Genomic DNA, 25,023 nt, shown 5'->3' on the forward strand with positions numbered 1-25,023 from the left:
GCACCGGGCCGCTCGGGGTACGGACGTCCGGCAGCTACCCCCGGATTTCGGGCACGGCGATACCGAACGCGGCCGCGCGCTCGGTCAGTTCGCGCCACACCTTGGCCGCCACCGGCACCCCCTCCCCCGCGCGCACCGCGGCGACCGAGGCGCTGCGCTCCCCCGGGTAGAACACGCCCCGCGCCCCGTCCGCCGGGGTGAGCGCCTTGAGCGTGGCGAGCGTGGCGTCGACGGCGTCGGTGAAGGCGCCTGCGTCGCCGAAGGCCGCCGGGTCGATCGCGACGATCAGGGCGTTCTGGCGGTGCTCGCGGCCCGCTGGATCGTCGGAGTGGAAGGCGGCGAAGATGGGCGCGCCGACGAGCACGCTGGTCAGCAGCTCGAAGGCGAGCGACATGCCGGACCCCTTGGCGCCGCCCAGGGGCAGCGGCATGACCGCCTTCTCCGGATCGGTGGTGGGGGTGCCGTCCGCGGTGGCGGCGGCGCCCTCGGGCAGCGCGGTCCCGTTCGCCCTGGCCTGCCTGATCCGGCCCAGGGCGATGGTGGCGGTGGCCATGTCCAGGAGCAGCGGGGCATGGCTGTTCGCCGGTACGGCGACGGCGAGCGGGCTGGTCGCGACGGCCGCTCCCTTGACCCCGGTGTAGCCCATGTTGGGCATGCCGGCGACGAACGCGATGCCGATCAGGCCCTGTTCGGCGATCTTCGAGACGTAGTGGCCGATGGCCCCGGTGTGCACGGTGCGTCGTACGCCGACGGCCGCCACTCCGCTCGCCCTGGCACGGGCGACGGCCTCCTCGGCCGCCGCGGTGAGGGCCACCGGGCCGGGTGCGCGGTCCGCGTCGAGGACGGCGACGGCCGTGCCGCCCGACTCGACGGTGATCTCGGGACGGGCGTTGGCCACTCCCTTGGCGAGCAGTTCCAGATAGGCGGGGACGCGCGCGGCGCCGTGGGAGTCGATGCCCCGGAGCGCGGCCCAGACGAACACGTCGGCGGTGGTACGGGCGTGCTCGGGGCTGAGGCCGCCCTTCTCCAGGAGCGCGGCGGCGAGGCCGCGCAGCCCGTCGGCGGGGACGAGCACCTTGCCCGGCCGGGGTGTCGGTGTGTCGGTCATGGTGGCGGGTGCCTCCTGGATCAGCGGGTGACGAGGACGTCGACGACGGCGGTGGTGCCCTCCGCGACCGCCTTGAGCGCGCGCTCCAGGGCGGGGGCGAGCGCGTCCGGCGCGTCGACGGTCTCGGTGTGCATGCCGAACGGTTCGGCGAACCCCGCGAGCCGGGGCAGCCTGCGCAGATCGGTGCCGAGCCATTCGCCGGTCTCGGCCGCCGCGCCCTCGGGGTAGAACCTGCGGTGGTTGAGGTTCATCGACTTGTAGACACGGTTGTTGAAGACCACGATCAGCAGCGGCAGTCCGTACGCGTTCGAGGCGTCGTACGACGGGATGACCGGGTTGTACGTGAAGGCGCCGTCGCCGATCGTCAGCACCACGGGCCGCTCGCGGGCGGCGAGTTTGACGCCGAGCGCGACCGCGATGCCCTGGCCGAGTCCGCCCTGGACGTAGAAGTACGAGTCGGGGGCGGCCGTCCGCGTATGGCGTTTGACGACGCGGCTGTGGGTGATCGTCTCGTCGACGACGATCGCGTCCTGGCCCTCCAGGAGCCCGCGCAGGGTGGCGGCGACGTGCACGGGGTCGACTCCCTCGGACCGGGCCGCCTTCGCCTCGGCGGCGGCGATGGCGGCCTGTTCGTCCGCGTGCCGCTCCTCGTGCTCCGCCCGGCGCGCGGTGACGGCGGCCGTGGCCGCGGGGCCGAGGGGGCGGGTGTGCGCCCGCTTGGTGAGCTGGCGCAGGGTGTTGGCGACGTTTCCTTCCAGATAGTGGTCGGCGAAGAGGACTTGGTAGGCGACGTGGGGCCGTTGCGGGACCTCGTCGACGACCACGATCCGTGCCTTGGACGGGCGGCGCGACGGAGGGTAGAAGGGGGCACGGCAGTTGACGAGGAGGATGAGGTCGGCCTCGTCCATCCAGGGGCCGATGTCCGAGCCCGCGTGGAGCGGGTGCGTGCGCGGGAAGTTGCCGCACACGGCCGAGTCGGGTTCGACGACCGGGATGTTCCAGGCCTCGGCGAGGGCGACCAGGGCCTCGAAGCCGCCCGCCTCACGGCCGGCCGTCTCGGTGACGACCACCGGGCCGGCCGCTTCGCGGATCAACTCGGCGACGAGGTCCACCTCTTCGGGGGAACTGTGGGTCGAGCCCGGTGGGACGACCGGCTTGGCCTCGCGGCCGTCCCACTCCTCCAGCAGGATCTCCAGCGGGATGTTGAGGTAGACCGGTCCGGCCGGTGCCCGCCAGGCCAGTTCGGCCGCCCGCGTGACCATGGCGGGCAGGGTGTGCACCCCCGCGGCCTCGTTGGACCACTTGGTGAACGGCTGCGCGATGCCGTGCGGTCCGCCGACGACGGACAGGTTGCGGTACCACTGACCGCCGGGGTCCTGTCCGGGTCCGTCCCCGTAGGTCGTCGACTCCGAGGAGGCGACCACCATGGGGACGCCGGCGAGCAGGGCGCCGTGGACCGCCATGGAACCCTGGAGCAGGCCGGGGGCCGCGTGCAGGAGCACGGCCTGCGGGCGGCGTGCGAGGAGACCGTAGCCGGTGGCCATGCCGACCGCGACCGTCTCGTGGGTGAGGTCCAGATACCGCGGGGCGGGCTCGCCGTCGCGGTGGCGCCGGGCCAGGGACTCCCAGACCGGGGCCCATTCCGACCCCGACGAGCAGAAGACGTAGTCGGCGCCGACGGCGTTGAAGGCCGATACGAGCGCTTCACCGCCGTCCCCGCCGCCGGCACCCGGTGTGTTCTCGGTGTCCGTCATCTCAGGTGTGCCCTCAGCCTTCGATCGGCCAGTCGAGGACCTCGGAGATGCCGCGGCCCAGGATCCACTCCAGTTCCTCGGGCGTGAAGTCCCAGTGCTGGGTGAACTGTTCGATGGTGTCGGTGTAGGTGATGCCGTGGCCGAGCAGCCGGGTGATGTCGGTGCCGTAGAAGCACCGCTGGGGGCCCAGCTTGTCGACCATCTCGCGCACGTACTTCTCGATGTTCTTGTTCGGGAAGGGCTGCGTCGAGTAGCCGGGGAGCGCCGAGACCTTGACGTAGATGTTCGGGTGGACGGCCAGGTCGGCGGTCTCCTGGACCCAGTAGCCGATCGCGTCGTCCACGCAGCGGGCCATGATGCCCATGTGGTCGATGATGATCTTCAGGCCGGGATGCTTGGCGGCGATCTCGCCGAGCTCGCGCTTCCAGATCGGGGCGTGGACCATGGTGGGGATGCCGAGTTCCTCGGCGATCGGCCAGTACCAGTCGTTGGTTCCGTCGATCATCCAGTTGCGGTCCTGCGGACGGTGGAAGGTGAGCCGGGTCCCCTTGATGTGCGGGTTCCGGGCGAAGTCCTTCAGCATGGCGGTGCCTTCGACGGCGTCGTCCTGGGGGACGCGGGCCATGATGCCGAAGCGGTCCGGGTGGGCCTCGCAGGCCTCGAGGGCGTAGTCGATGCGGTTGCCCTCCCAGGACGGGGGCAGGATCAGCGCCCGGTTGACGCCCGCCTCGTCCATCAGCTCGAGGGCCTCCTCGTACGAGAACGGGTCCTCGCGGTGTCCGTTGAGGCGGATGCGCTCCCGTGCGCCCGGGACCCAGGGGCGGTCCGGGGTCTCTTCCTTCCAGATGTGGATCTGGGTGTCGACAACGAACATGTCATCTGCCGTTTCTCTGCGGAGGGGTGCCGGGGTGGTGCGGAGGGAACGCTAGGTCGGCGGGAGGTCTTTGCCGAGCGCTGGGAGCGCAAGCAGTTCTTGCGCGGAAGTGCCCTGCGCACAGGGCATGTTCAGGTTGCGCGGGCGTCGCCGAGGACGGTGTCGGCGATGTGTTCCGCGATCGCCATCGAGGAGGTCGCGGCGGGCGAGGGCGCGTTGCGTACGGCGGTGACAGCACCGGTGCGGTGGATGACGAAGTCGTCCACCAGCGAGCCGTCCCTGCCGAGCGCCTGAGCGCGTACGCCGGCTTCGCCGCGCACCACGTCGGTGGCGTGGATGGCGGGGACGTACGCCCTGGCGACCTTCATGTAGGCCTCCACCGACAGTGAGCCGCGTATCTCCTTGACGCCGGTGCGCCAGTGTTCCCTGGCCAGGCGCCACATGCCGGGGAAGCGGGCGATACGGGCGAGTTCGCGGACGTCGATGTCGGATCGGCGGTAGCCCTCGCGGGCCAGGGCGAGGACGGCGTTGGGGCCGACCTCGACCTCGCCGTTCACGCGGCGGGTGAAGTGCACGCCGAGGAAGGGGTAACGCGGGTCGGGCACCGGGTAGACGAGGCCGCGGACCATGTGCGCCCGGCTCGGTGTGACGGTCATGTACTCACCGCGGAAGGGAACGATGCGCGGCTCGTCACCGTCGTCGGCGAGCCGGGCGACACTGTCGCTCTGGAGTCCCGCGCAGAGCACCAGGCGGTCGGCCCGCAGGGTCTCGTCGCCGGAGGCGACCTCGACGCCGCCGCCGGTGAGGCGGGTGACACGGGTGACCGGGAAGCCGAGCCGCACCTCACCGCCGGAGTCCACGACGTCCCGCGCGAACGACCGGGCGATCACCGTGTAGTCCGTGATGGCGGTGCGCGGGGAGTGCAGGGCCGCCCGGCCCACGGCGTACGGCTCGATCTCGTGGATCTCGCCCGCCCCGACGCGGCGCAGGCCCGGCACCCTGTTCTCCAGGGACGTGGCGTACAGGGCCTCCAGACGCGGCACCTCGTCGTCCGTGACGGCGACGACGAGCTTGCCGCACTCGTCGTAGGGCAGGTTCCGGTCGTGGCAGTACGCCCGGATCATCGCCATGCCCTTGGTGCACAGACGGGCCTTCAGACTGCCGGGCCTGTAGTAGATGCCGGCGTGCACGACGCCCGAGTTGTGGCCGGTCTGATGGACGGCGACCTCGTGCTCCTTGTCCAGGACCACGACACGCGTACCGGGCCGGCGCAGCGCGATCTCGCGTGCCGTGGCCAGGCCCACGATTCCGGCGCCGACGACGGCGATCGTCTCGTCAGCCATCCGCTCTCCTCCTCTCGTCGCCCACGGCCCCGTCAGGCACCGAAGTGGACGGCGACGGTCTTGACCCGGGTATAGAAACGCAGCCCTTCCTCGCCCTGCTCCTTGAACGGCGAGCCGGAGTCGCGGAAGCCCCCGAACGGGTGGTGGACGTCCCAGCCGGAGGTGGTGGTGTTCACCGCGATCTGGCCGCACTCCACCTCGTCCGCGAACCGGTGGGCGGCGCCCAGGTCCCGGGTGAACACGGCGGCGGCGAGGCCGAAGACCGAGTCGTTGACCGCCTCGACCGCCTCGTCGAAGGAGTCCACCGCGCGCAGCGCGACGACCGGGCCGAACACCTCCTCGCGCCAGATGTCGGACTCCGGGGGCACCTCGCCGAGCACGGTCGGGTTGACGTAGCAGCCGTGGCCGAGCGCCTCGTCCGTGGGCCGGTCCCCGCCCGCGAGGACCGTGGCGCCCTGCTCGACGGCGCGTTCGATGTCGGAGAGGACGCCGTCCCGCTGCCTCGCGCTGACCAGCGGACCCATCGTGGTGCCGGCGGCGAGTCCCGGTCCGACCCGCAGGGCGGCGGTCTCGGCGAGGAGCAGCGCGGTGAACTCCTCGTACACCGGCCGCTCGACGATCACCCGGCTGGTGGCCGTGCAGCGCTGTCCGGCCTGCGCGAAGGCGGCGGCTGCCACGGCCCTGGCGGCGGCGCCCAGGTCGGCGTCGGCGAGGACCACGGTGGCGTTCTTGCCGCCGAGTTCGCCCTGGAAGCGGACGTTCGTGTGGGCGAGCGCGGCCCGCAGTCCCTCGCCGACCTCGTTGCTGCCGGTGAAGGTGACGGCGGTCAGGCGCGGGTCGCCGAGCAGCGCGTCGGAGATCTCCGCGCCGCGTCCGGTGACCACGCCCAGGACACCGGCGGGCAGACCCGCGTCGTGCAGGGCGCGGGCCAGGTGCAGGGCGGCCCCCGGTGTGTCGGTGGCCGGTTTGAGGATCGCCGCGTCGCCCGCCGCGAGGCAGGGGGCGAGCTTGCGTGCCGGGGTGATCAGCGGGTCGTTCCAGGGGGTGATCGCGAGGACGACACCGATGGGCTCGCGCTGGTGGTGCGTACGGGTGTCGGGGCGTACGTCGTGCACGAGCGTCCCGTAGCCCTGGCGGGCGATGCCCGCGTAGTACTCCAGGAAGTCGGCGGCCTTGAGGGTCTCGCCGGTCGCCTCGGCACGGGTCTTGCCCATCTCGGTGCTCAGATCCTCGGCGATCTCGGCGACGCGCTCGCGCAGCAGCCGGGCCGCCTCGGTCATGATCCGGGTGCGTTCGAAGGGGCTGGTGCGCTTCCAGACCGCGAAGCCCTGTTCGGCGTGGCCGTAGGCTTCGGTGACGTCGGCGGCGCTCAGCGCGGGAACGCGGGCCACCGGGGCGCGCAGATCGGCGGGGTCGTGGACGTCGATCCACGCGCCGGTCGCCAGCCACTCCCCACCGATGAGGGTTTCCAGGGTTCGCATCAAGATCACTTCTCTCGTCCGCCGCGGTGCGGGGCCGCGGTCAACCGGATGGGACGGCCCTGGGGGCCGCACCGACAACACACGAGCGGGGGCGGGGCCGGCCAGTCCCGCGGCGGCACACATTGCTTGCGCGCCGCACGGGTCGCTCATCAGGGGATTCGTGCTGGAATCGGCGGACCCGACAGCCCGCCCCTCCGGAGGAAACTCATGGCATTCGCCGTCGTCGCCCACTACCGCTGCGCGCCCGCCGACGCCGGCACGGTGCGCGCCGCGCTGCTGAGGATGCGCGAACTGACCCCCACGGAACCGGCGAACCTCGCCTACGAGGTGCACGCCGAGGTGGACAGGCCGGGCTCGTTCGTGCTCTACGAGCGGTACACGGACCGCGCGGGCTTCGAGGCGCACCGGGCGACGGACCACTTCGCGGAGTTCATCGTGGGCATCGTCCTGCCGCTGCTGACGGACCGCACGGTGACGTTCGCCGAGGCGCTCTGAACCGTCGGCCGTGCTCTGAACCCGTCGGCGGGAGTCCCGGTCCCGAGGATCCGTCGGCCGGGAGGCCCCCGTGGCTCCCGGCCGACTCGGCCGCGTGATCAGAACTCGTTGCCCCAGCAGTACCGGGCGAGTGTCTCCACCAGGACCAGTTTGCGGCGCTGGTCCCCGGCGCCGAGGAGCGGTCGCGCCCCGACGTCGGCGAAACCGCGGGACGGCGAGAGGGCCATGTCCTCGATGTCCTTGATCGCGGCGCCGGCGTCGATCCGGGCCAGCACCGTGTCGATCTCCTCCAGTTCCGGAGTGGTCGCGTCCACGACCCCGAGGCACACGTCCCGGTCCTCCGGCAGCGCCCTGAGCAGGTCGAGTTCGGCGGCCGTCCCCCGGTCGTACGGGAGGATCCAGCGGTCGGCGGGGACCTCGCCGTACAACCGCTCGGCCCTGGCCCGGTCCACCGTGTCCGGTGCCCGCCGGCCGGGGCAGACCCCGATCCGTACGCCCTCGGGACGTTCGTCCAGGCGCGCCGCAAGGGCCTCCACGGCGAGCGCGTCCTCGAAGGCCAGCACGCCGGGAGCGGCCGGCTCGGCCGTCAACTGGCCCAGCAGCAAGGGGTTGTCGAGCTGGATCAGCCGGACGCCGCGGGAGACGAGGAGTTCGATCTCCGCGTGGACGATCTCCGCCAGGGCCTCGCCGAGTTCTCGGGCCGAGGACGGACCGCCGGAGCCCGCGAGCGCGGGGTCGAAGGTGGTGGCGGCGAGGTAGGCCGGGGAGGGCAGGGACACCTTGGGCGCGATCACCGTCAGCTCGGTGAGCCGGGCCGCCCGGTCGGCCGCCAGCGGGCCGTCGGCCTTGGGCAGGGCCTCGGCCACCCAGCGGGCCAGACCGTCGGGCCCGGTGTCCCCCGTACGGCGGAAACCGGACACGGCGGCGAGGACGGCACCGCGGAAGTCCTCGTACGGGAAACCGCCGTCCGTGACGACGGTGGAGCGCACCGTGCGCTGGAGGGCGACCGCCTCCCTGACCGCGTCGTCCAGTGCCGCGGGATCGTCGCCCGGGTCCGTGAGGCCGGCCGGGCGGACCAGGCTGCCGTGGTGGTCGATGCGGTAGTTGAACGTGTCCGCCATGGCTCAGGCACCCTTCTCGGCGTTCTCGGCGTTCCGTGCCTTCTCGGCGCTGTCGGTGTTCCAGGTCGCCCCGGCGCCGTCGGTGTTCCAGGTCGCCCCGGCGCCGTCGGTGTTCCGGGTCGCCCCGGCGCCGTCGGTGTTCCGTGCCGTCCCAGCGCCGTCGGTGTTCCGTGCCGTCCCAGCGCCGTCGGTGTTCCGTGCCGTCCCGGCGACGTCGGTGTTCCGTGCCGTCCCGGCGTCCTCGGTGTTCCGGGTCTTCTCGTGGTCGCCGGCCGCCGTGCCCGCGACGCCCCAGGCCGCGAACTCCAGTTCGTAGCCGAGGGATGCGAGGACCTCGTCGGCGACCTGCTGGTCCTCGTCCGCGGTGCCCCCCGCGATGCCGAGTCCGCCGATGATCTCGCCGTCCCTCTTGATGGTGACGCTGCCCTCGGTCGCCATGATCGGCAGGGCGGCGCCCGGCAGTTGGGAGAGCTGCGCGAAGAACACCGGCTGGCTCTCCTGCCACTTCTTCAGCATCCTGCCGGGGCGCTGCATGACGGCCGCGGTGTACGCCTTGGCGCGGGCGATGTCCGGGGTGAGGGGACGGGCGCCGTCGCAGCGGCGGACGCTGATGACGAAGCCGCCCGCGTCCACCACGGCGACACTGACCGCCTTCCCGAGCGCCTGGGCCCGCTTCAGCGCGGCGGCGACGATCTCCTCGGCGGCGTCGAGGGTGAGGCTGCTCATGCGGCTTCCTTCCGTCCGAGGGTGCGGCGCAGGTGGGCGACGGCCTGGTTGTAGGGGCCGGGCGTCTCCCAGTACATGGAGTGCGGGGCGTCCGGGACGATCTCCAGCCGGGAGGCCGGGAGCAGTTCGTGGGCGCGGGTCACGGTCTTCACGCTGAGCACCGCGTCCTTCTCGCCGAGGAGGAAGGCGATCTCGACGCCCGACTCCTCGATGTCCCGCAGCGAGGGGCCGTCGGTGTCGAGATTGCGCAGGTCGGCCATCCTGGCGACGTTGAAGGTGCCCATCTGCTGGAAGAGGAACGTGCGGTCGGCGTGCTCCTGCTGGAAGCGCCGGGTGAGCAGCCGGTCGATGACGGGAAGCTTGACGGCCTCGGCGCGGTCGGCCGCGGCCAGTTCGCGCAGTTCGGGGTGGCTGATGCCACCGAGGGAGTGGCCGAGGACGACGGCCCCGACCCGGTCGGGGCGCAGCAGGCCGGCGCGCAGGGCGGCCACCGAGCCGATGGACTGGCCCACCAGCACCACATCGGTGAGGTCCTCGGCCTCCATGACGGCGAGCACATCGCCCGGGAAGTCCTGGCCGTCGAATTCCGGCATCGAGGAGTCGGACTTGCCGAAGCCGCGCAGGTCCATGGTGACGACGGTGAACTCCGCACGCAGGGCGGCCACTTGCTGCCACCAGGCAGCGTGGTTGCCGCCGCTGCCGTGCACGAAGAGGATCACCGGACCGCTGCCGTGACGTTCGTAGTAGAGGGAGGTGCCGTCGGAGTCGGCGAAAGGCATGGGAGGGAACTCCTGGAGGTACGGGGGGAGGGAATCCTGGCCGCGCGCGCTCAGTGGGGGCGCTTGCCGTGGAAGACCAGCTCGATCATGGTGTGGTCGGGGTCGTGGATGTAGCAGAACTTGGACTGGTTCTCGGGGCGTTCGATCGGCCGGGTGTGCCGGATGCCGAGTTCCTTGAGGTGGGCCAGGAACTCGTCCCAGTCCTCGACCTCGACGGCGAAGTGGTAGGGCGCCATGCGCTCCATCTCCTCGACCGGGGTGAAGTGGAGGTCGAAGTTGCCGCGGGTCATCAGGACGACCCGGGTGTTGGACTTGGGCATGATGCGCTTCATCCCGAAGACGTTCGTGTACCACGCGGCGGTGCGGTCGGGGTCGGTGGTGGGGAAGTTGACGTGGTGGATGTAGAGCGGTGCCTTGCTCATGGGGGATTCCCTTCTGGGTGTACGGGGTTGGAGAGCACGCCGATGCCGCTGATCTCGATGTCGACTCTGTCCCCGGGCTCGATCCGGCAGGTCGACTCGGCGCCCATCCACAGCACGTCACCGGGGCGCATCGTGATGTGCCGGGTGATCTCGACGATGTAGTCGAAGGGGTCGAAGACCATGTCGCCGGTCGGGAACGCGGCCCGTTCCTCGCCGTTGACCCGGAGCGTGGTCGTCTGCGCGAGCGCGTCGACGTCCGTCTCGATCCAGGGACCCATCGGCTTGAACGTGTCGCTGTTCTTGCCGCGCCAGAACGTGCGGTCCCGGTGCTGCCAGTCGCGGGCGCTGACGTCGTTGCCGATCGTCCAGCCGAAGACCGAGGCGCGGGCCTCCTCGTACGTGGCGTGCCGCAGCGTTCGGCCGATGACGGCGACGAGTTCGGGTTCGGCCTCGAACCGGCCGGACACGTCGGCCGGTTTGACGATGGGCGATCCGTGGCCGGTGAGGGCGCTGTTGGCCCGGTAGCCGACTTCGGGGCGCCCGGGGACCTCGGCCCCGCAGTGCGCGATGTGGCGTGGGTAGTTCAGGCCGACGGCGTAGAACACGGGCGGGACGACGGCCGGCAGCCAGACGGCCTCGGCCCGGGGCACGGTTCCGATGACGGTGAGGCCGGGGTCGTCGTCGTACCCCTGCCGCTCCATGGACTTCAGGGGGGATCCGGACAGCAGCTCGATGTCCTCCTCCCTCACGCGGCCCCAGACCGCCCGGCCGCCGGCCGACACTCGGGTGTACCTCATGGTGGTCAGCCCGCCAGAAGGTGGGAGACGCGCTTGGTGACCAGATAGGCCTCCAGCGCCTCGGGTCCGCCCTCCCTGCCGTAGCCGCTGTCCTTGACGCCGCCCGAGGGTGCCTCGGGGACCGAGCCGCCGCAGTGGTTGATCGAGAGGATGCCCGCCTCCAGTTCGCGCACCAGGTGTTCGGCGGTGGCCGCGGACTCGGTGAAGCCGTACGCGGCGAGACCGTAGGGCAGTTCGTTCGCGGTGCGCAGCGCTTCGTCGAGGTCGCCGAACGCGCTGATGGGCGCGAGCGGCCCGAACGGTTCCTCGCGCATCAGGTCCGCGTCCGGGGCCACGTCGGTGAGAACGGTCGGCGCGAAGAAGTAGCCGGCGCGGTCCAGGCGTTCGCCGCCGGTGCGGACGGTGGCGCCACGGCGTACGGCGTCGGCGGTCAGGCGTTGCATCGCCCGGAGCCGGCGTTCGTTGGCGAGGGGGCCCATGGTGGTGCCCTCGGTCAGGCCGTCGCCGACGACGACCGCCTCGGCCGCCATCACGAACTCGGCGGTGAAGTCGTCGACGAGGCTCTCGTGGACGAGGAAGCGGCTCGGGGAGGTGCAGACCTGGCCGGCGTTGGCGAATTTGGCCTGGGCGGCGCGGCGGGCGGCTCGGGCGGGGTCGGCGTCCGCGCACACGATCACCGGGGCGTGGCCGCCCAGTTCCATCAGGGACGGTTTCATGACCTCGCCCGCCGCGGCGGCCAGGAGTTTGCCGACGGGGACCGAGCCGGTGAAGGCGACGAGGCGGATGACGGGCGAGGCGATCAGGTGGGCCGACACCTCGGCCGGTTCGCCGAAGACGAGGTTGAGGACGCCGTCCGGCAGTCCGGCGTCCACGAAGCAGCCGACGAGGGCGGCGGCCGTGGCCGGGGTCTCCTCGGAGGCCTTGATGACGATGGAGCAGCCCGCGGCGAGGGCCGAGGAGATCTTGCGCATGGGTCCGCCGGCCGGGAAGTTCCAGGGGACGAACGCGGCGACGGGGCCGATCGGTTCACGGCGTACGGACAGCAGGGTGCCCGGGGCGGAGGGGATGATGCGGCCGTAGGCGCGGCGGGCGTCGTCGGCGTGCCAGCGCAGGGTGTCGGCGACGCGGAGTGCCTCCCCGGTGGCCTCGGCGAGGGGCTTGCCCTGTTCGAGGGTCATGATCCGGCCGACCTCGGCGGCCCGCTCGGTGAGCAGGTCGGCGGCGGTGTGCAGGATCGCGGTGCGCCGGGCGACGGGGGTGTCGCGCCAGGTCCTGAATCCCCGTGCGGCGGCGTCGAGTGCGCGGTCGAGGTCGGCGGTGGTGGCGAGGGGGACCTGTCCGATCACCTCTTCGGTGGCCGGGTCGACGATCGGGGCGGTGCGTCCGGTGCCGCCCGGGCACCATTGCCCCGCTATGTGCAGGCGGACGGCGGGATAGCCGTGGTCGGTGGTCATGGGTGGGAGCCCTCTCAGGCCGGCGGACGAGACGGTGGGAGCCCGCGGCGCGGAGGCCGGGGGTGGGGCGGGGGGCCGGGCGCCGGTCAAGAGGCGGAGGCGTCCCGCTGGTCGCGGTTGGTGCGCAGGGCCCAGATGTGGTGCGGCGGGGTGGTCGTGTGGACGCGGGTCTCGTACGAGTCGTCGACCCGGTCCATGTCGGCGGCGTACTCGACGCGCCCGCCGCAGGGCGCGTGCAGGAAGCGGAAGACGTTGGAGCCGACCGTGTGGCGGCCGAGTCTGCGGGCCTCGCGCCAGCCCCGGTCGATCATGTGGTTGCCTCCCTCGACGACGTCGTCGAAGCCGGGGACCTCGTAGGCGATGTGGTTGATGCCCGCCTTGTCGGGGCGGTGGCAGAGCAGCATGGTGTGCTGGTCGTCGTCGCCCGGTGCCCGCATGAAGACGCCCATGGGTTCGACGACGTCGGTCGGCCGGAAGCCGAGGCGGTCGACGTAGAAGGCGACGGCCTCCTCGCGGCCCTCCTTGCGGATGTTGAGCGCCACATGGCACATGCGCAGCGGGCGGACGCGGGTGATCGGTTCCAGCGCGGTGTTCCAGCGGGTGACGCTGCCCAGCGCGTTGGCGGGCCGGGGCGTGACGTCGGCGGGCCGGGGCCGGGCGAGGGTCAGACCGGCCCCGAAGCCCGTCTCGTCCACGGTGTGGAACACCCCCGCGACGTCCTGCCGGACCGGGCGGTCACGGCCGGCCGCGGCGACCAGGCGCGCCAGCTCCTGGGGGGTGTCGACGCCCCAGACCACTTCCCGCAGGGTGGGTCCGTCCTCCACCGGGGGCGGGAGCAGCGTGCCCGGTGCGGTGTCGAGGCGGAGGGTCTGGCCGGTGCGGGTCTCGAACACCGCGTGCTCGTCGGTCCGTTCCTGCGGGAAGAGCCCGAAGTCGTCGAAGAACCGGACGCATTCGCCGAGGTCGTCGATGCCGTAGGTGACCGATTCGATTCTCTGGATTCCCATGGGTTCCTCGTTTCGCGGGTCGCCTGGTGAGCGTAGGTTTCGGGCTCCGGCCGGCTCAACGGTCCGGGCTCGACGGAATGCGCAATCGTTTCTTGCGGCCGGGGAATGCCGTGCGGACAGGTCCGCTCGGACAGCTCCGTTCGGACTCCGCGTGGGCGGTTCCTAGGGGCGGATCGCCGGAATGGGATTCTGGGAGAACCACGCGGTGAGGAAATCCAGGAAGACGCTGACCTTGCGCGGAGTGCCCTGCCCGGGGCCGTAGATCGCGTACAAGGGGCGTTCGGGGACCGCGAGTTCGGGGAGCAGGACCTGGAGATCGCCCGAGATGAGATCGTCGTACGCCGGCCGCTGGGGCAGCAGGGCGATACCGCGTCCGTGTACGGCGGCCTTCTGCAGGGCGATGTAGGAGTTCGACGAGAAGGCGACGTTGCGGATCTTGTGCAGGGTGGAGGCGTGGCCGTGGCCGATGCGCCAGACCGGGTCGTTGACGTGCACGAGGCACTCGTGGGCGGCGATCTCGTTCGGCTCGGTGAGCGGTCCCCCGCGTTCGAGGTACTTCTCGGAGGCGCACAGGACGAACGGCAGTGAGGCGATCTTCTTGAGGCGGACGCTGGAGTCCCTGAGATCCCGGGTGTGGAAGGCCACGTCGAATCCGCTGTCGAGGAAATCGTAGGTCCGGTCGGACATGCCGCCCAGTTCGAAGCGGACCTGGATCTTCGGGTGGGAGGCGGAGAACGCCGCTATCGCGTCACCGAGGTCCAGACTCCCGATCCATTTGGGGCAGATGATGCTGAGTGTGCCCTCGGCGCGGTCGTGGAGCTGGGCTATCCCCGCGTCCTCGGCCTCGATCTCCTCCAGGATGCGCGCGGCGAAGTCGGCGTAGCGCTGCCCGGGTTCGGTGAGGCTGACGGAACGGGCCGTGCGGTTGACCAGTCTGACGCCCACCTGCCGTTCCAGTTCGGCGACATGGCGTGAGACCAGGGAGCCGGAGGAGCCCAGTTTCTTGGCGGCGCCGTTGAAGCTGCCGACCTGTGCGACGGTGACGAAGCTGTGCATGAGGAGCAGGCGGTCCATGTTTCCCTCCGGAGGCCCACGACTGCCAGGGGTGGGCCCCGGCGGCGGTGCCGGTGTTCGGGTGTGCGGGCGGTACGTCCTTCCCCAGGGGGCAGGTCTCACTGCGGTGCGGGCCCTTGTCGCGCCGGTCCGGAATGCCCCTGCGGGCGGCTCTGCGAGGACATTCCAGGGACGACGGGACGGGTGGCTCGGGACGCGCTGAGGAAGGCGCCGCTCACCGTGCGGGCGCTATGAGGTGGGGCAGTACTGCGGGGCCTTGGTCAGGTTGTCCTTGGTGACCAAGAGAAGTGGAATGTTGGCAATCTTGTCAACCTTTTCTTTGCCCAGGAGACCGATGGCGCTCTTCACCGCCGTCCGGCCGATGACCATGGCCGAGTTGGCCACGGTGGCGGAGAACCGGCCGTCCTTCACGGCGGCCAGCCCCTCGTCGGTGCCGTTGACGGTCACGATCTTGACGTCCTTCGCGCCGGCGGCGTCGAACGCCTTGCGGACGGCGAAGCCCATCTCCTCGTTGGCGACGAAGGCGTAGTCCAGGTCCGGGTGCGCCTGGATCATGTTCTCGGCGACCTCCTGGGCCTTGACCGGGTTGAACATGCCGGGCTGGTTCGCGACGACCTTCGCGGTGGCCGGCAGTTCGTTGGTGAACCCGCCCACGAGCAGGTCGGAGGCCGCACCGGGCGCTCCCGCGACCACACCGACCTTCACGTTCCCGCCGTCGGCGTCCTTGCCGACCCAGTCGGCGTCCAGGGCGCCCACCTTCTGGAGGTCGACGACGGCCGCGCCGAGGATGTCGTTCGCTTCGTTGGGGGCGACGGAGGTCAGGTAGATCGGAATGCCGGAGGCCTTGGCCTTGGCTATGTCGCCGTCGAGCGAGTCGACGTTGACGGTCTGCACGATCAGCGCGTCGACATCGCGGGAGATCATGTCCTCGATGTTGGACAGTTCGGTCCCGGCGTTCTGGTGGGAATTGGCCGTGTAGACCTTGGCGCCTTCCGACTTCGCCGTCTGCTCGACGGCCTTCTGCAGACAGGTGTGGAACGCGGTGTCGGCGCCGTTGACGAATCCGAGGGTGACGGAACCGGAACTCGCCCCGGCCGAACCGGTGTTGTCGTTCTTCGCACAGCCGCTCAGCACCAGGGTGGTACCGGCGGCCGCGGCGATCAGGGCGCGGCGGGAACGGACGGAAAGTCTCATGGTCGTACGCCTTTCATGACGGGAAGAGGGCAGGGCGGATCGCCTTCGGAAAGCGGAGAAGGAAATCGCCTGCGCCGTGCGGGAGTTGGTGAGGTGCGCGGGGCGGCGTCAGTTCCGTGTGGAACGGGACTTGTGGAACTCGTTGGCGACGGCCGCGACGAGCAGGACCCCGCCCACGGAGACCGGCTGGTAATTGCTGGAGACCTGAAGGAGGTTCAGCGCGTTGGCCACGACGCCGAGGAGCACGACGCCGAGCGCGGTACCGATCACGGTGCCGTGGCCGCCGGCCAGCGAGGTACCGCCGATGACCACCGCGGCCACGGCGGTGAGCTGAAGGGAGAGCCCGCCCGTGCCGGGGCTGCTGGAGCCGAGCCGGGACAGCAGCATCAGACCGGCCAGACCGGACAGGGCGCCGGTGACGGCGTACAGCGTGAGCTTGCGCGCGGTGACGTCGATGCCGCTGAGCCTGGCCACGTGCTCGTTGCCGCCGATGGCGTAGGCGTCCCGGCCGAACACGGTGAACCGCATGATCAGAGCCGTCGCGAGAAGGACCAGGACGGCGAGGACGAGCAGGTAGGGGATGCCGAGGATCTTGTCGTTGCCCAGCGGGAACATCCGGGTGCCGATGGAGACGCTGACGCTGTCGAGCACGAGCAGCGCGACACCGTCGAGCAGGGTGGCCGTGGCCAGGGTGACGACGAAGGGGGCGACGTTGGTGAACGTCACGACGAGCCCGTTCACCAGGCCGATCGCCGTGGCGAGAGCGATCGTGGCGCCCACGGTGAAGACGGTGGAATGGCCGTGCGACAACAGCTGCGCGCCGAGCGCGGTCGTGACGGAGACATTGCTGCCCATGGAGAAGTCCATGCCGCCCGCGGTCATGAGCAGGGTCAGGCCGGCGGCGATCACGGCGGTGACGCTCACCTGCCGCAGGATGTTGATCACGTTCGTGTCGGTGGCGAACGCGTCGGTCCGCAGCACGGTGGCCACCACCACGACGACCAGGACGGCGGTCAGGCCGGTGTGCGGGGCACGGCGCAGAGCACCGAGCCGGTTCCCCGGCCGCCTCCGGCCGTGCGAGTCCGCGATCCCCGGGGCATCGGGAAGTGTCTTGACGCTCACTGGGGCTGACCTCCGAGTGCGGTGGCGACGAGTTCGTCGCGGGTGATGGCGGTGATGTCGTGCTCGGCGACCGGGCGGCCCGCTCTGACGACGATCACCCGGTCGGCGAGCCGCATGACCTCCTCGGCGGACGAGGACGCGAGCAGCACGGCCGCGCCGCGCGAGGCGAGGTCGTCGATCAGGGTGTGGATGTCGGCCATGGCGGCGATGTCCACGCCGTTCGTGGGGTCTTCGAGGAAGCAGGCGACCGGCTCGGTCTGCAGCCACTTGGCGAGCAGCACCTTCTGCTGGTTGCCGCCGGACAGGGCGCTCACGGGCGGGTTGCCGGCGAGCGAGACGACTCCGTAGCTGCGCCGCAACGGCCGTGCGCGGCGGGCGAGTTCGCCTCGCCGGTGCAGGCGTCTGCGGGCGAAGCGGTCGCCGGCGAGCATCAGGTTCTCGTCCAGGGACATCCCCGGGACCAGTCCGAGGGCCCGTCGGTCGCCCGTGACGCAGCGCAGTCCGCCGGCGAGCGAGGCGTGCACCCGGCCGAACGGCACCGGGGCGCCGTCGACGAGGAGTTCGCCGGAGTCGGGGCGGCGGCGGCCGGAGAGCAGGTCGAAGAGACGGGACTGCGCGTCGCCGGCCGGTCCGAGAACCGCGACGATCTCACCCCTGCGCACCTCGACGTCGAGGCCCCGGACGGCCCGGCCGTCGCTGAGCGCGCGGACCGCGAGGCCGATCTCGTCCTTGGGGGCGGGGCGTTCGGAGCGGCGCGAGACGACGTCCCGGCCGACCATGGCGCGCACCAGCGAGTCCGGGTCGAGCTCGGCGGCCGGCACGCTGCGCACCACGGCTCCGTCGCGGAGCACGGTGAGGCGGTCCGCGACGGCCATCACCTCGTCGATGTAGTGCGAGATGTAGACGACGGCGACACCGTCGTCGCGCAGGGTGCGCACCAACTCCCTGATCTGCTGGGCGGCTTCCGCGCTCAGACAGGCGGTCGGCTCGTCGAGGACGAGGATCCGGCCGCCGCGGCGTACCTCGCGGGCCACCTCGACCATGGTCTGCTCGGCGACGCTCAGCGAACCCGCCGTCCGCTCCACGTCGATGTCGATGCCGAGCCCCGAAAGGGCCCGCGCGGCCTCGGACTTGAGCGTCCTCCAGTGCACCGCGCCACGCCGGGTGGGCAGGTCGCCGAGCATGACGTTCTCCGCGACGGTCAGACCCATCGCCAGTTCGCGGCGCTGGGGGACGGAGGCGATGCCGAGCCGTCGGGCCCTGCGTACGGTCAGTTGGTGCTGGGTGTGTCCGTCGACCTCGACGGTGCCGGAGTCGGCCTGGTGCACCCCGGAGAGGATCTGCACCAGCGTCGACTTCCCGGCGCCGTTCATGCCCATCAGCGCGTGGACCTCGCCGGGGTACAGGTCGAGGTCGACGTCCGTGAGCGCGGCGGCGCCGCCGAAGCTCTTGGTGACACCGCGGACGCGGAGTACGGGTCCGCGGGCGGTCCCGGCGCCGCCGGCCGTCGTCGTCGGGGTCCTTGGGGTCACGGCGGCGCCTCCTTGCGCGTCCCGGTCCGTGAGGGTGGTCACGGCCGCGGTCCGTCGTCGTGGCCGTGACGCCCGTGGCCGCGGATGTCGGGGAACGGGGGCTCGCGGTCGGCCTGGAGGTCCACCTGGAAGGTGTTCAGGCACATCCCGAGCATGGTGAAGTTCCCGAGCGCGCCGATCGTGTCCACCAGGCCCTTCGGGCCGAAGTGGCCGAGCGCCCGGGCGAAGGTCTCGTCGCGGACGAAGTGCTCTTCGAGGACCTCCCGGCAGAACTGGTAGAAGGCCTGGTCGGCCTCGTCGTCGAAGACCGCTTCGCGCCTCTCGGCGACGGCCTTGACGGCGGCCTCGGGGACACCCGCCTCGATCGCCTGGTCCACGTGCGCGTTCCAGGAGTACTGCGCGTCCCAGTTCCGGGCGGCCATCAACAGGGAGAGTTCGCGCAGGTGCTTGGGCAGACTGCAGTCGAACCGGGCGAAGGCGCCGAGGGATTCGGCGCGCTCGCACATCTCCGGGCTGTGCAGCCAGACCCGGAAGGGACCGCGGACGGCGCCGCGCCGGCCGGCGATGCGGGCGGCCAGTTCCCGCTGGCGCGGTTCCATGTCCTCATCGGTCAGAACGGGGAGCCTCATGTGGCTGCTACCTGCCTTTTCTTTCCGGCGTGTTTCCGGCACGTACGGGGATGCCGTGCGATGCCAGCCGACGGTACAGCCGGGTGCGGGAAGCTCACCCTTCCCGGAACGCAAGGTAAAACTGCACGCCGGACGGCACCCGTTCGCGGGAACGCGACCTAACGTCGGTCGACGCATCACCGTCGACGGGAGAGGAACTCCGGATGACCACGATCATCGAAGCCGCGTCCGTGCCCCCGCTGGACCGGGGCGGCGCCGTCGTGACGACGCCGCTCGTCACCACCCGCTCGGCGGGCGGGGAGAACCGCATCACCAGCGGGATGAGCGTCTACCCGGTCGGCTCCGGAGCGCCTTTGCACTCCCACAACTGCGACGAGCACGTGACGATCCTGGAGGGCGAGGCGGAGGTGGTCGTCGACGGCGAGGTGACGAAGCTGAGGCGGTTCGACACCACGTACGTCCCCTCCCCCGTTCCTCATCTCTTCAGGAACATCGGCGACGGCCCGCTGCGCATCCTGTGGGTCTACTCCTCGGGCCATGTGACCCGTACGTTCACCGCGACCGGGAAGACCGTCGAACACCTCTCGGACGAGGACCGGATGGGCTGACGCGAGGACGGCCCCGCCCTTCTCGGGCGGGGCCGTCTTCAGGGGCCCTCCTCAGCGCCGTCCTCAGAGGCCGTCCTCAGAGGCCGTCCTCAGGAGCGGGACCGCTCGGGGTCACCGGGCGGGCACTCCTTGGACGGGGGCCGGGGCCAGACCGGCGGGACGGGTGGTGAACACGCCCCGGCCCTGGGTCCGGCTGCGCAACCGGGTCGCGTAGCCGAAGAGTTCGGCCAGCGGCACGGTCGCGGTGATCACCGACGTACTCCCGCGGGTGAGCGAGCCCGAGACCCTGCCGCGCCGGGCCGCGAGGTCGCCGAGCACTCCGCCCACGGCTTCCCCGGGCACGGTGACGGTGACCTCGGCCACCGGCTCCAGCAGGACCATCGCACTGGCGCGCAGCGCCTCACGCAGCCCGAACCGGCCGGCCGCGCGGAACGCCATCTCCGAGGAGTCCTTCGCGTGGGTCGCCCCGTCGGTGAGGGTGACGCGCAGTCCGGTCACCGGGTGACCGCCGAGGGGACCCTCGGCGAGCGCGTCCCGGCAGCCCGCCTCCACGGCACGGACGTACTCCTGCGGCACCCGGCCGCCGGTGACCGTCGAACGGAAGACGAAGCCCGTCACCGTCTCCCCGGCACCGCCGGGGTCCGTCCCCAGCGGCTCCACGTCGAGGACGACATGGGCGAACTGCCCGGCGCCGCCGTCCTGTTTGACATGCCGGTACACCAGACCCGACACCCCGCGGGCCACCGTCTCGCGGTAGGCCACCCTCGGCCGCCCGACGGCGACGTCGAGCCCGTGGGCGCGCCGGATCTTCTCCACCGCCACCTCCAGATGCAGTTCTCCCATTCCCGACAGCACCGTCTGCCCGGTCTCGGGGTCGGTGCGGACGACCAGCGAGGGGTCCTCCTCGGCCAGCCGCGCCAGAGCCGACACCAGCCGGTCGGTCTCGGTGCTCCTGCGCGCCTCGACCGCCATGGACACCACCGGATCGGCGACGACCGGCGGTTCGAGGAGCAGCGGTGCCCCGGGGGCGCACAGGGTCGCCCCGGTCCGGGCGGACTTCGGCCCGATCACGGCGACGATGTCACCGGCCACCGCGCGCTCCAACTCCGCGTGGCGGTCGGCCCGTACGCGCAGGATGCGGGCGATCCGCTCGGTGCGTCCCGTGCCGGCGTCCAGCACCGTCTGTCCCTTCGCCACCGTGCCCGAGTAGACACGCAGGTACGTCATCCGTCCGGTCGCGGTGGCGTTCACCTTGAACACCAGGCCCGCGAACGGTGCCGCCGGGTCCGCCGCCCGTTCCCGCTCCGCGCCGTCGTGCGTGCCGCGGACGGCGGGCACGTCGAGCGGCGAGGGCAGGTAGGCCACCATGGCGTCCAGCAGCGGTTCGACACCGCGGTTGCGGTAGGCCGAGCCGCACAGCACCACGACGCCCTCACCGCTGCGGGTCAGGTCGCGCAGCGCGGACGACAGGGTCCGCGCCGAGAGGGTGGAGCGGGCGCAGAACTCCTCCAGGGCCGCCGGGTGGAGTTCCGCCACCGCCTCCTCCAGGAGCCGGCGCCGGCGCCGGGCCTCCTCCAGCAGGTCCCGCGGCACCGGGATCTCCTCGGCGGCGTCGGCGCCGTCGGCCCACACCAGGGCGCGCATCCGCAGCAGATCGACCACGCCGGTGAAGGCGTCCTCGGTGCCGATCGGCAACTGGACGACCAGGGGCGCCGGATGCAGCCGCTCGCGGATCGAGTCGACGGCGGTGTCCAGGTCGGCGCCCGCGCGGTCCAGCTTGTTCACGAAGGCGATCCGCGGGACACCGTGCCGGTCGGCCCGCCGCCACACCGACTCGCTCTGCGGCTCGACGCCCGCGACGGCGTCGAACACCGCGACGGCTCCGTCGAGGACGCGGAGCGAGCGCTCCACCTCGTCGGAGAAGTCGACGTGGCCGGGGGTGTCGAGCAGGTTGATCCGGTGGCCGTCCCAGGCGCAGGTGACGGCCGCGGCGAAGATGGTGATGCCGCGGTCGCGTTCCTGCGGGTCGAAGTCGGTGACGGTGGTGCCGTCGTGGACCTCGCCCCGTTTGTGGATGGTGCCGGTGAGGTAGAGGATCCGTTCGGTCACGGTGGTCTTCCCGGCGTCGACGTGGGCGAGGATGCCCAGGTTGCGGACGACGGCGAGGGGGCCGGTGACGGGGTCGGTGAGGTGACGGTGCAGGTCGGTACGCACGGCCGAGGGCCTTTCGGACGATCCGGAAACGGGTCGGCGCGAATCCCGGACGACACGCCTGGGATCAGGCGGTGGCGTACCTCCGGCGGGCACGGCGCGCGGCGACCGGGCGTGCGGTCGCCGCCGTGCGGGCGGAGGTCAGTGAGTCGTCGCGGGCGTCCGGTTCCGGCCGCGCAGCCGGTACCGGGCCCCCGAGGACACGAGGATCACCTCGTACTGTGACGGGGGGACGACGACAGCGGTGCGGTAACGCACGGCCCGGCTCCCCTCGTTCGTCACGGCGCACACGACACCTCGAGCGGTGGTGTGCGATTCCGTGGCGAGTGTAGGGAACAGGACCGGGGCTCGGCACCGGGTTTTCCATGACTGATCCGGCGGGCCGGGGGCTGGGCACCCGTTTTCCGTGACCGATCCGGCGGGCCGGGGGCTGGGCACCCGTTTTCCGTGACCTGCCCGCCGAGCCGGTGCTGTGCAACGGCTCGGTCGCGGCTCCGCCCCTGGCCGGATCCGCCGTTCGCGATACCTTTCGCCCTGTCAGAGCCCCTTGGGCATCAGCGGTTGTGCGAGGTCAGGATGGTCATGAGCGAGGAAACGATCGTCGAAGCGGCGCCCGGAGTCCATCTGGTGCACGGCAGCAACACGAACTGGGTGGTGCTGTCCGAGGGCGACTCCGTCACCCTGATCGACACCGGCTATCCCGGGGACCGCGAGAAGCTCCTGGCGTCGCTGAAGACCCTCGGCCACGCGCCCGAGGCGGTGACCGCCGTGCTCATCACCCACGCCCACAGCGACCACCTCGGCTCCGCCGAGTTCCTGAACCGCACCTACGGCACTCCGGTCCAGCTCCACGAGACCGAGGTGCCGCACGCGCGCCGCGAGTTCCTCCACCAGGTGAGCGTCGGACAGGTGTTGCGGCAGGCGTGGCGCCCCGGCGTGCTGCCCTGGATGGTGCACGCCCTGCGCTCCGGCGGCACGGCGGACGTGGCCATGACGAAGCCCGAGGCCTTCCCGAACACGGGCCCGCTCGACCTGCCCGGGCGGCCCGTCCCGGTGCACACGCCGGGCCACACGCCCGGTCACTGTGTCTACCACCTGCCCGAAGCCGGCGTACTGATCTCCGGTGACGCCCTGGTGAGCGGTCACCCCACCTCGCGGATACGGGGTCCCCAGCTTCTGCCCAGGATGTTCGACACCGAGCGCGCCGAAGCGCTCGCCTCGCTCGAACGGATCGAGGCCCTCGCCGCCGACGTGCTGCTGCCCGGACACGGGCCCGTGCACCGCGCTTCGGTGGGCCGCGCGGCTCAGCGCGCCCGGGAGCTGGCCGGCTGACCGGGCCCCGCGGCGGGGGCCGTCCGACGGCTCGCTCACTCCGACAGCAGGAACGCCGTCTCCACCAGGGCGATGTGGCTGAACGCCTGCGGCGCGTTGCCCAGTTGGCGGCCGGCGTCGGGGTCCCACTGCTCGGAGAGCAGACCGAGGTCGTTGCGGATGTCCAGCACGCGTTCGAACACCTCCGTGGCCTCCTCCCGCTGTCCGGTCGCGGCGAGCGCGTCGGCGTACCAGAGGGAACACGCGACGAAGGCGCCCTCGCCGCCGGGCATCCCGTCCACTCCGTGCACGCCCCGCCCGTTCGGCGCGTACCGGCGCACGAACCCGCCGTCGGTCAGCTCCCGCATCGCCCGCACGGTGCCGCGCACCCTGTCGTCCCCGGCGGGCAGGAAACCCAGCCGGGGGATCAGGAGCGCCGAGGCGTCCAGGGCCCGCGAACCGTAGGACTGGACGAACGACCCCCGTTCCGCGTCCCATCCCTCCCGGCACACCTCGCGGTGCATCTCGTCCCGCAAGGCACGCCAGACGTCCGAGGACCCGTTCCTGCCGAGCAGTTCGCCCATCCGCAGCGCGCGGTCCGCCGCCACCCAGGCCATCACCTTGGAGTGGACGAACTGCCGCGCCGGGCCGCGTACTTGCCACAGTCCCTGGTCCGGCTCGCGCCAGTGCAGGCGGAGCTGGTCCATCATGGCCTCCACCAGGCTCCACACCTGGCGGGGCATGGGGATGCCGGCCCGCAGCGACAGCACGAGCGCGTCGAGCACGTCGCCGTACACGTCGAGCTGGAACTGGCTCATGGCCGAGTTCCCGAAGCGGACCGGCCGCGAGCCCTCGTAGCCGGGCAGCCACGGCGCCTCCGTCTCCCGGAGCAGCCGCTGTCCGCCGACGCCGTACACGGTCTGGAGCCGGGCGGGGTCCCCCGCGACGGCCCGCAGCAGCCAGCCCAGCCAGGCCGTGGCCTCGTCGCGGTAGCCGCCGCGCAGCAGGCAGGACAGCGTCAGCGCGGAATCACACAGCCAGCAGAAGCGGTGGTCCCAGTTGCGCTCGCCGCCGATGCAGCCGGGCAGCGAGGTCGTCGGGGCCGCGACGATGCCCCCGGTGGGCGCGTAGGTGAGCGCCTTGAGTGTGATCAGGGACCGCACGACGGCGTCGCGCCAGGGCCCTTGGTAGGTGCACCGGGCGGTCCAGCGCCGCCAGAAGTCAGCGGTCTCCTTGAGCACCGTCTCCGCCGGAACGGACAGCGGAGCGGGGGGTTCCGGCACGTACGAGGGTGCCCACACGAACGTCAGTGTCGTCCTGCGCCCGGCCGGGACCGTGAAGTCGTGGACGGTGGAGGTCTCGCCGCCGGGTCGCGCCTCCAGGCCCTCGGTGTTCAGCCACACGGCGTCCGGCCCCGCGACCGCGACCGTGCAGGCCTCACCGGCCTGGATCCACGGCACCACCCTGCCTTGGTGGAAGCGCAGCCTCAGTTCGCTGCGCATGGTCACGGAGCCCGAGAGGCCTTCCACCATGCGTACGATGCACGGAAGCTGACTGCGCGGCGGCATGAAGTCGATGACACGGACGGCACCCGTGGGCGTCTCCCAGCGGGACTCCAGGACGAGCGTGTCAGGCCGGTAGGCGCGGCCCGTGCAGGAAGCGCGCACCGCTCGGGAGGCCGGCGCGATCCGCCAGAAGCCGTTGTCCTCCGTGCCCAGCATCGCGGCCAGACAGGCCGGGGAATCGAACCGGGGCAGACACAGCCAGTCGATGGAACCGTCTCTGCCGACCATGGCAGCGGTTTCCAGATCGCTGATGAGGGCGTAGTCCTCGATGGGTGCGTTCATGATCGAAGCCGCGCTGCCGTGTGCATTGCCGCTTCTGCAGGATACGTCCGTGATACGGGAGTTCGCCTCCTGGCCCCGTCACGAGACCGTCCCGCGGCGAACGGCTCGGACGGCACATCGCGGTTCCCGCGAAC

General features: G+C 71.7%; 22 protein-coding genes. 3 read left to right on the forward strand and 19 right to left on the reverse strand.

Going from position 1 to position 25,023, the window contains the following annotated elements:
* Positions 1–34: 34 nt before the first annotated feature.
* The 5 genes from ACFXGX_RS02470 to ACFXGX_RS02490 form a co-directional block, all read right to left on the reverse strand.
* On the reverse strand, positions 35–1,108 hold the full coding sequence (locus tag ACFXGX_RS02470) for an Ldh family oxidoreductase (protein ID WP_384783835.1): 1,074 nt from the start codon (positions 1,106–1,108) through the stop codon (positions 35–37).
* Positions 1,109–1,128: 20 nt separating this feature from the next.
* On the reverse strand, positions 1,129–2,862 hold the full coding sequence (locus ACFXGX_RS02475; RefSeq protein WP_384783837.1) for a thiamine pyrophosphate-dependent enzyme: 1,734 nt from the start codon (positions 2,860–2,862) through the stop codon (positions 1,129–1,131).
* A gap of 13 nt (positions 2,863–2,875) precedes the next feature.
* Positions 2,876–3,736 (reverse strand): amidohydrolase family protein, encoded by an 861-nt coding sequence (locus tag ACFXGX_RS02480; RefSeq protein ID WP_326789632.1) that lies wholly within the window; start codon positions 3,734–3,736, stop codon positions 2,876–2,878.
* Positions 3,737–3,867: 131 nt separating this feature from the next.
* On the reverse strand, positions 3,868–5,079 hold the full coding sequence (gene lhgO / locus ACFXGX_RS02485; protein WP_384783839.1) for an L-2-hydroxyglutarate oxidase: 1,212 nt from the start codon (positions 5,077–5,079) through the stop codon (positions 3,868–3,870).
* A 32-nt stretch (positions 5,080–5,111) separates the two neighbouring features.
* Complete coding sequence (locus tag ACFXGX_RS02490) at positions 5,112–6,560, reverse strand: aldehyde dehydrogenase family protein (RefSeq protein WP_384783841.1); 1,449 nt, start codon at positions 6,558–6,560, stop codon at positions 5,112–5,114.
* 207 nt (positions 6,561–6,767) lie between these two features.
* Here ACFXGX_RS02490 and ACFXGX_RS02495 point away from each other — a divergent pair, with 207 nt between their 5' ends.
* Entirely contained in the window at positions 6,768–7,055 is a 288-nt protein-coding gene (locus ACFXGX_RS02495) for a putative quinol monooxygenase (protein WP_384783843.1), read from the forward strand.
* Positions 7,056–7,153: 98 nt separating this feature from the next.
* Here ACFXGX_RS02495 and ACFXGX_RS02500 read toward each other — a convergent pair whose 3' ends face one another.
* From ACFXGX_RS02500 to ACFXGX_RS02555, 12 genes are all read right to left on the reverse strand, one after another.
* Positions 7,154–8,176 carry a methionine synthase II (cobalamin-independent)-like protein gene (locus tag ACFXGX_RS02500; protein WP_384783845.1) on the reverse strand — a complete coding sequence of 341 codons (1,023 nt, stop codon included), beginning with the start codon at positions 8,174–8,176 and terminating at the stop codon, positions 7,154–7,156.
* Positions 8,177–8,179: 3 nt separating this feature from the next.
* Entirely contained in the window at positions 8,180–8,902 is a 723-nt protein-coding gene (locus ACFXGX_RS02505) for a heme-binding protein (protein WP_384783847.1), read from the reverse strand.
* Entirely contained in the window at positions 8,899–9,681 is a 783-nt protein-coding gene (locus tag ACFXGX_RS02510) for an alpha/beta fold hydrolase (protein ID WP_384783849.1), read from the reverse strand. The genes ACFXGX_RS02505 and ACFXGX_RS02510 overlap by 4 nt, the downstream gene beginning before the upstream one ends.
* Positions 9,682–9,731: 50 nt before the next feature.
* Complete coding sequence (locus ACFXGX_RS02515; RefSeq protein WP_384783851.1) at positions 9,732–10,103, reverse strand: VOC family protein; 372 nt, start codon at positions 10,101–10,103, stop codon at positions 9,732–9,734.
* On the reverse strand, positions 10,100–10,900 hold the full coding sequence (locus ACFXGX_RS02520; protein WP_384783852.1) for a fumarylacetoacetate hydrolase family protein: 801 nt from the start codon (positions 10,898–10,900) through the stop codon (positions 10,100–10,102). Before ACFXGX_RS02520 ends, ACFXGX_RS02515 begins: the two co-directional genes overlap by 4 nt.
* Positions 10,901–10,905: 5 nt before the next feature.
* On the reverse strand, positions 10,906–12,354 hold the full coding sequence (locus ACFXGX_RS02525) for an NAD-dependent succinate-semialdehyde dehydrogenase (RefSeq protein ID WP_384783854.1): 1,449 nt from the start codon (positions 12,352–12,354) through the stop codon (positions 10,906–10,908).
* An 86-nt stretch (positions 12,355–12,440) separates the two neighbouring features.
* Positions 12,441–13,361: a VOC family protein gene (locus ACFXGX_RS02530; protein ID WP_384783856.1), complete on the reverse strand. Its 921-nt coding sequence runs from the start codon at positions 13,359–13,361 to the stop codon at positions 12,441–12,443.
* A gap of 162 nt (positions 13,362–13,523) precedes the next feature.
* Positions 13,524–14,435: a LysR family transcriptional regulator gene (locus tag ACFXGX_RS02535; protein WP_384783858.1), complete on the reverse strand. Its 912-nt coding sequence runs from the start codon at positions 14,433–14,435 to the stop codon at positions 13,524–13,526.
* A 228-nt stretch (positions 14,436–14,663) separates the two neighbouring features.
* Entirely contained in the window at positions 14,664–15,629 is a 966-nt protein-coding gene (locus tag ACFXGX_RS02540; RefSeq protein ID WP_384783860.1) for a sugar ABC transporter substrate-binding protein, read from the reverse strand.
* Between the two features lie 108 nt (positions 15,630–15,737).
* Positions 15,738–16,751 (reverse strand): ABC transporter permease, encoded by a 1,014-nt coding sequence (locus tag ACFXGX_RS02545; RefSeq protein WP_384783862.1) that lies wholly within the window; start codon positions 16,749–16,751, stop codon positions 15,738–15,740.
* Positions 16,748–18,283, reverse strand: a complete 1,536-nt coding sequence (locus ACFXGX_RS02550) for a sugar ABC transporter ATP-binding protein (RefSeq protein WP_384783865.1) — start codon at positions 18,281–18,283, stop codon at positions 16,748–16,750. Before ACFXGX_RS02550 ends, ACFXGX_RS02545 begins: the two co-directional genes overlap by 4 nt.
* A 38-nt stretch (positions 18,284–18,321) precedes the next feature.
* Positions 18,322–18,912, reverse strand: coding sequence for a carboxymuconolactone decarboxylase family protein (locus ACFXGX_RS02555; RefSeq protein ID WP_384783867.1), 591 nt, complete (start codon positions 18,910–18,912; stop codon positions 18,322–18,324).
* A gap of 203 nt (positions 18,913–19,115) precedes the next feature.
* Between ACFXGX_RS02555 and ACFXGX_RS02560 the strand changes: the two genes are divergently transcribed.
* Positions 19,116–19,520, forward strand: a complete 405-nt coding sequence (locus ACFXGX_RS02560; RefSeq protein ID WP_384783869.1) for a cupin domain-containing protein — start codon at positions 19,116–19,118, stop codon at positions 19,518–19,520.
* Between the two features lie 111 nt (positions 19,521–19,631).
* Here the strand turns inward: ACFXGX_RS02560 and fusA are convergent, their stop codons facing one another.
* A complete protein-coding gene (fusA, locus tag ACFXGX_RS02565; protein ID WP_384783871.1) occupies positions 19,632–21,734 on the reverse strand; it encodes an elongation factor G in 2,103 nt (700 codons plus the stop codon).
* Positions 21,735–22,313: 579 nt separating this feature from the next.
* Here fusA and ACFXGX_RS02570 point away from each other — a divergent pair.
* On the forward strand, positions 22,314–23,063 hold the full coding sequence (locus ACFXGX_RS02570) for an MBL fold metallo-hydrolase (RefSeq protein WP_384783873.1): 750 nt from the start codon (positions 22,314–22,316) through the stop codon (positions 23,061–23,063).
* A gap of 35 nt (positions 23,064–23,098) precedes the next feature.
* Here the strand turns inward: ACFXGX_RS02570 and ACFXGX_RS02575 are convergent, their stop codons facing one another.
* Positions 23,099–24,889 carry a glycoside hydrolase family 15 protein gene (locus tag ACFXGX_RS02575; protein WP_384783875.1) on the reverse strand — a complete coding sequence of 597 codons (1,791 nt, stop codon included), beginning with the start codon at positions 24,887–24,889 and terminating at the stop codon, positions 23,099–23,101.
* Positions 24,890–25,023 lie beyond the last annotated feature (134 nt).

Source organism: Streptomyces sp. NPDC059371, assembly GCF_042751995.1.
Lineage (GTDB): Bacteria > Actinomycetota > Actinomycetes > Streptomycetales > Streptomycetaceae > Streptomyces.

Bases quoted from the DNA above. Each gene is read 5' to 3' on its own strand.
- ACFXGX_RS02505 (WP_384783847.1), bottom strand. From the start codon at position 8,902: ATGAGCAGCCTCACCCTCGACGCCGCCGAGGAGATCGTCGCCGCCGCG.
- ACFXGX_RS02540 (WP_384783860.1), bottom strand. From the start codon at position 15,629: ATGAGACTTTCCGTCCGTTCCCGCCGCGCCCTGATCGCCGCGGCCGCC.
- ACFXGX_RS02510 (WP_384783849.1), bottom strand. From the start codon at position 9,681: ATGCCTTTCGCCGACTCCGACGGCACCTCCCTCTACTACGAACGTCAC.
- ACFXGX_RS02480 (WP_326789632.1), bottom strand. From the start codon at position 3,736: ATGTTCGTTGTCGACACCCAGATCCACATCTGGAAGGAAGAGACCCCG.
- ACFXGX_RS02535 (WP_384783858.1), bottom strand. From the start codon at position 14,435: ATGGACCGCCTGCTCCTCATGCACAGCTTCGTCACCGTCGCACAGGTC.
- ACFXGX_RS02525 (WP_384783854.1), bottom strand. From the start codon at position 12,354: ATGACCACCGACCACGGCTATCCCGCCGTCCGCCTGCACATAGCGGGG.
- ACFXGX_RS02570 (WP_384783873.1), top strand. From the start codon at position 22,314: ATGAGCGAGGAAACGATCGTCGAAGCGGCGCCCGGAGTCCATCTGGTG.
- ACFXGX_RS02575 (WP_384783875.1), bottom strand. From the start codon at position 24,889: ATGAACGCACCCATCGAGGACTACGCCCTCATCAGCGATCTGGAAACC.
- ACFXGX_RS02475 (WP_384783837.1), bottom strand. From the start codon at position 2,862: ATGACGGACACCGAGAACACACCGGGTGCCGGCGGCGGGGACGGCGGT.
- ACFXGX_RS02530 (WP_384783856.1), bottom strand. From the start codon at position 13,361: ATGGGAATCCAGAGAATCGAATCGGTCACCTACGGCATCGACGACCTC.
- ACFXGX_RS02500 (WP_384783845.1), bottom strand. From the start codon at position 8,176: ATGGCGGACACGTTCAACTACCGCATCGACCACCACGGCAGCCTGGTC.
- ACFXGX_RS02515 (WP_384783851.1), bottom strand. From the start codon at position 10,103: ATGAGCAAGGCACCGCTCTACATCCACCACGTCAACTTCCCCACCACC.
- ACFXGX_RS02560 (WP_384783869.1), top strand. From the start codon at position 19,116: ATGACCACGATCATCGAAGCCGCGTCCGTGCCCCCGCTGGACCGGGGC.
- ACFXGX_RS02555 (WP_384783867.1), bottom strand. From the start codon at position 18,912: ATGAGGCTCCCCGTTCTGACCGATGAGGACATGGAACCGCGCCAGCGG.
- ACFXGX_RS02495 (WP_384783843.1), top strand. From the start codon at position 6,768: ATGGCATTCGCCGTCGTCGCCCACTACCGCTGCGCGCCCGCCGACGCC.
- ACFXGX_RS02490 (WP_384783841.1), bottom strand. From the start codon at position 6,560: ATGCGAACCCTGGAAACCCTCATCGGTGGGGAGTGGCTGGCGACCGGC.
- ACFXGX_RS02470 (WP_384783835.1), bottom strand. From the start codon at position 1,108: ATGACCGACACACCGACACCCCGGCCGGGCAAGGTGCTCGTCCCCGCC.
- lhgO (WP_384783839.1), bottom strand. From the start codon at position 5,079: ATGGCTGACGAGACGATCGCCGTCGTCGGCGCCGGAATCGTGGGCCTG.
- ACFXGX_RS02520 (WP_384783852.1), bottom strand. From the start codon at position 10,900: ATGAGGTACACCCGAGTGTCGGCCGGCGGCCGGGCGGTCTGGGGCCGC.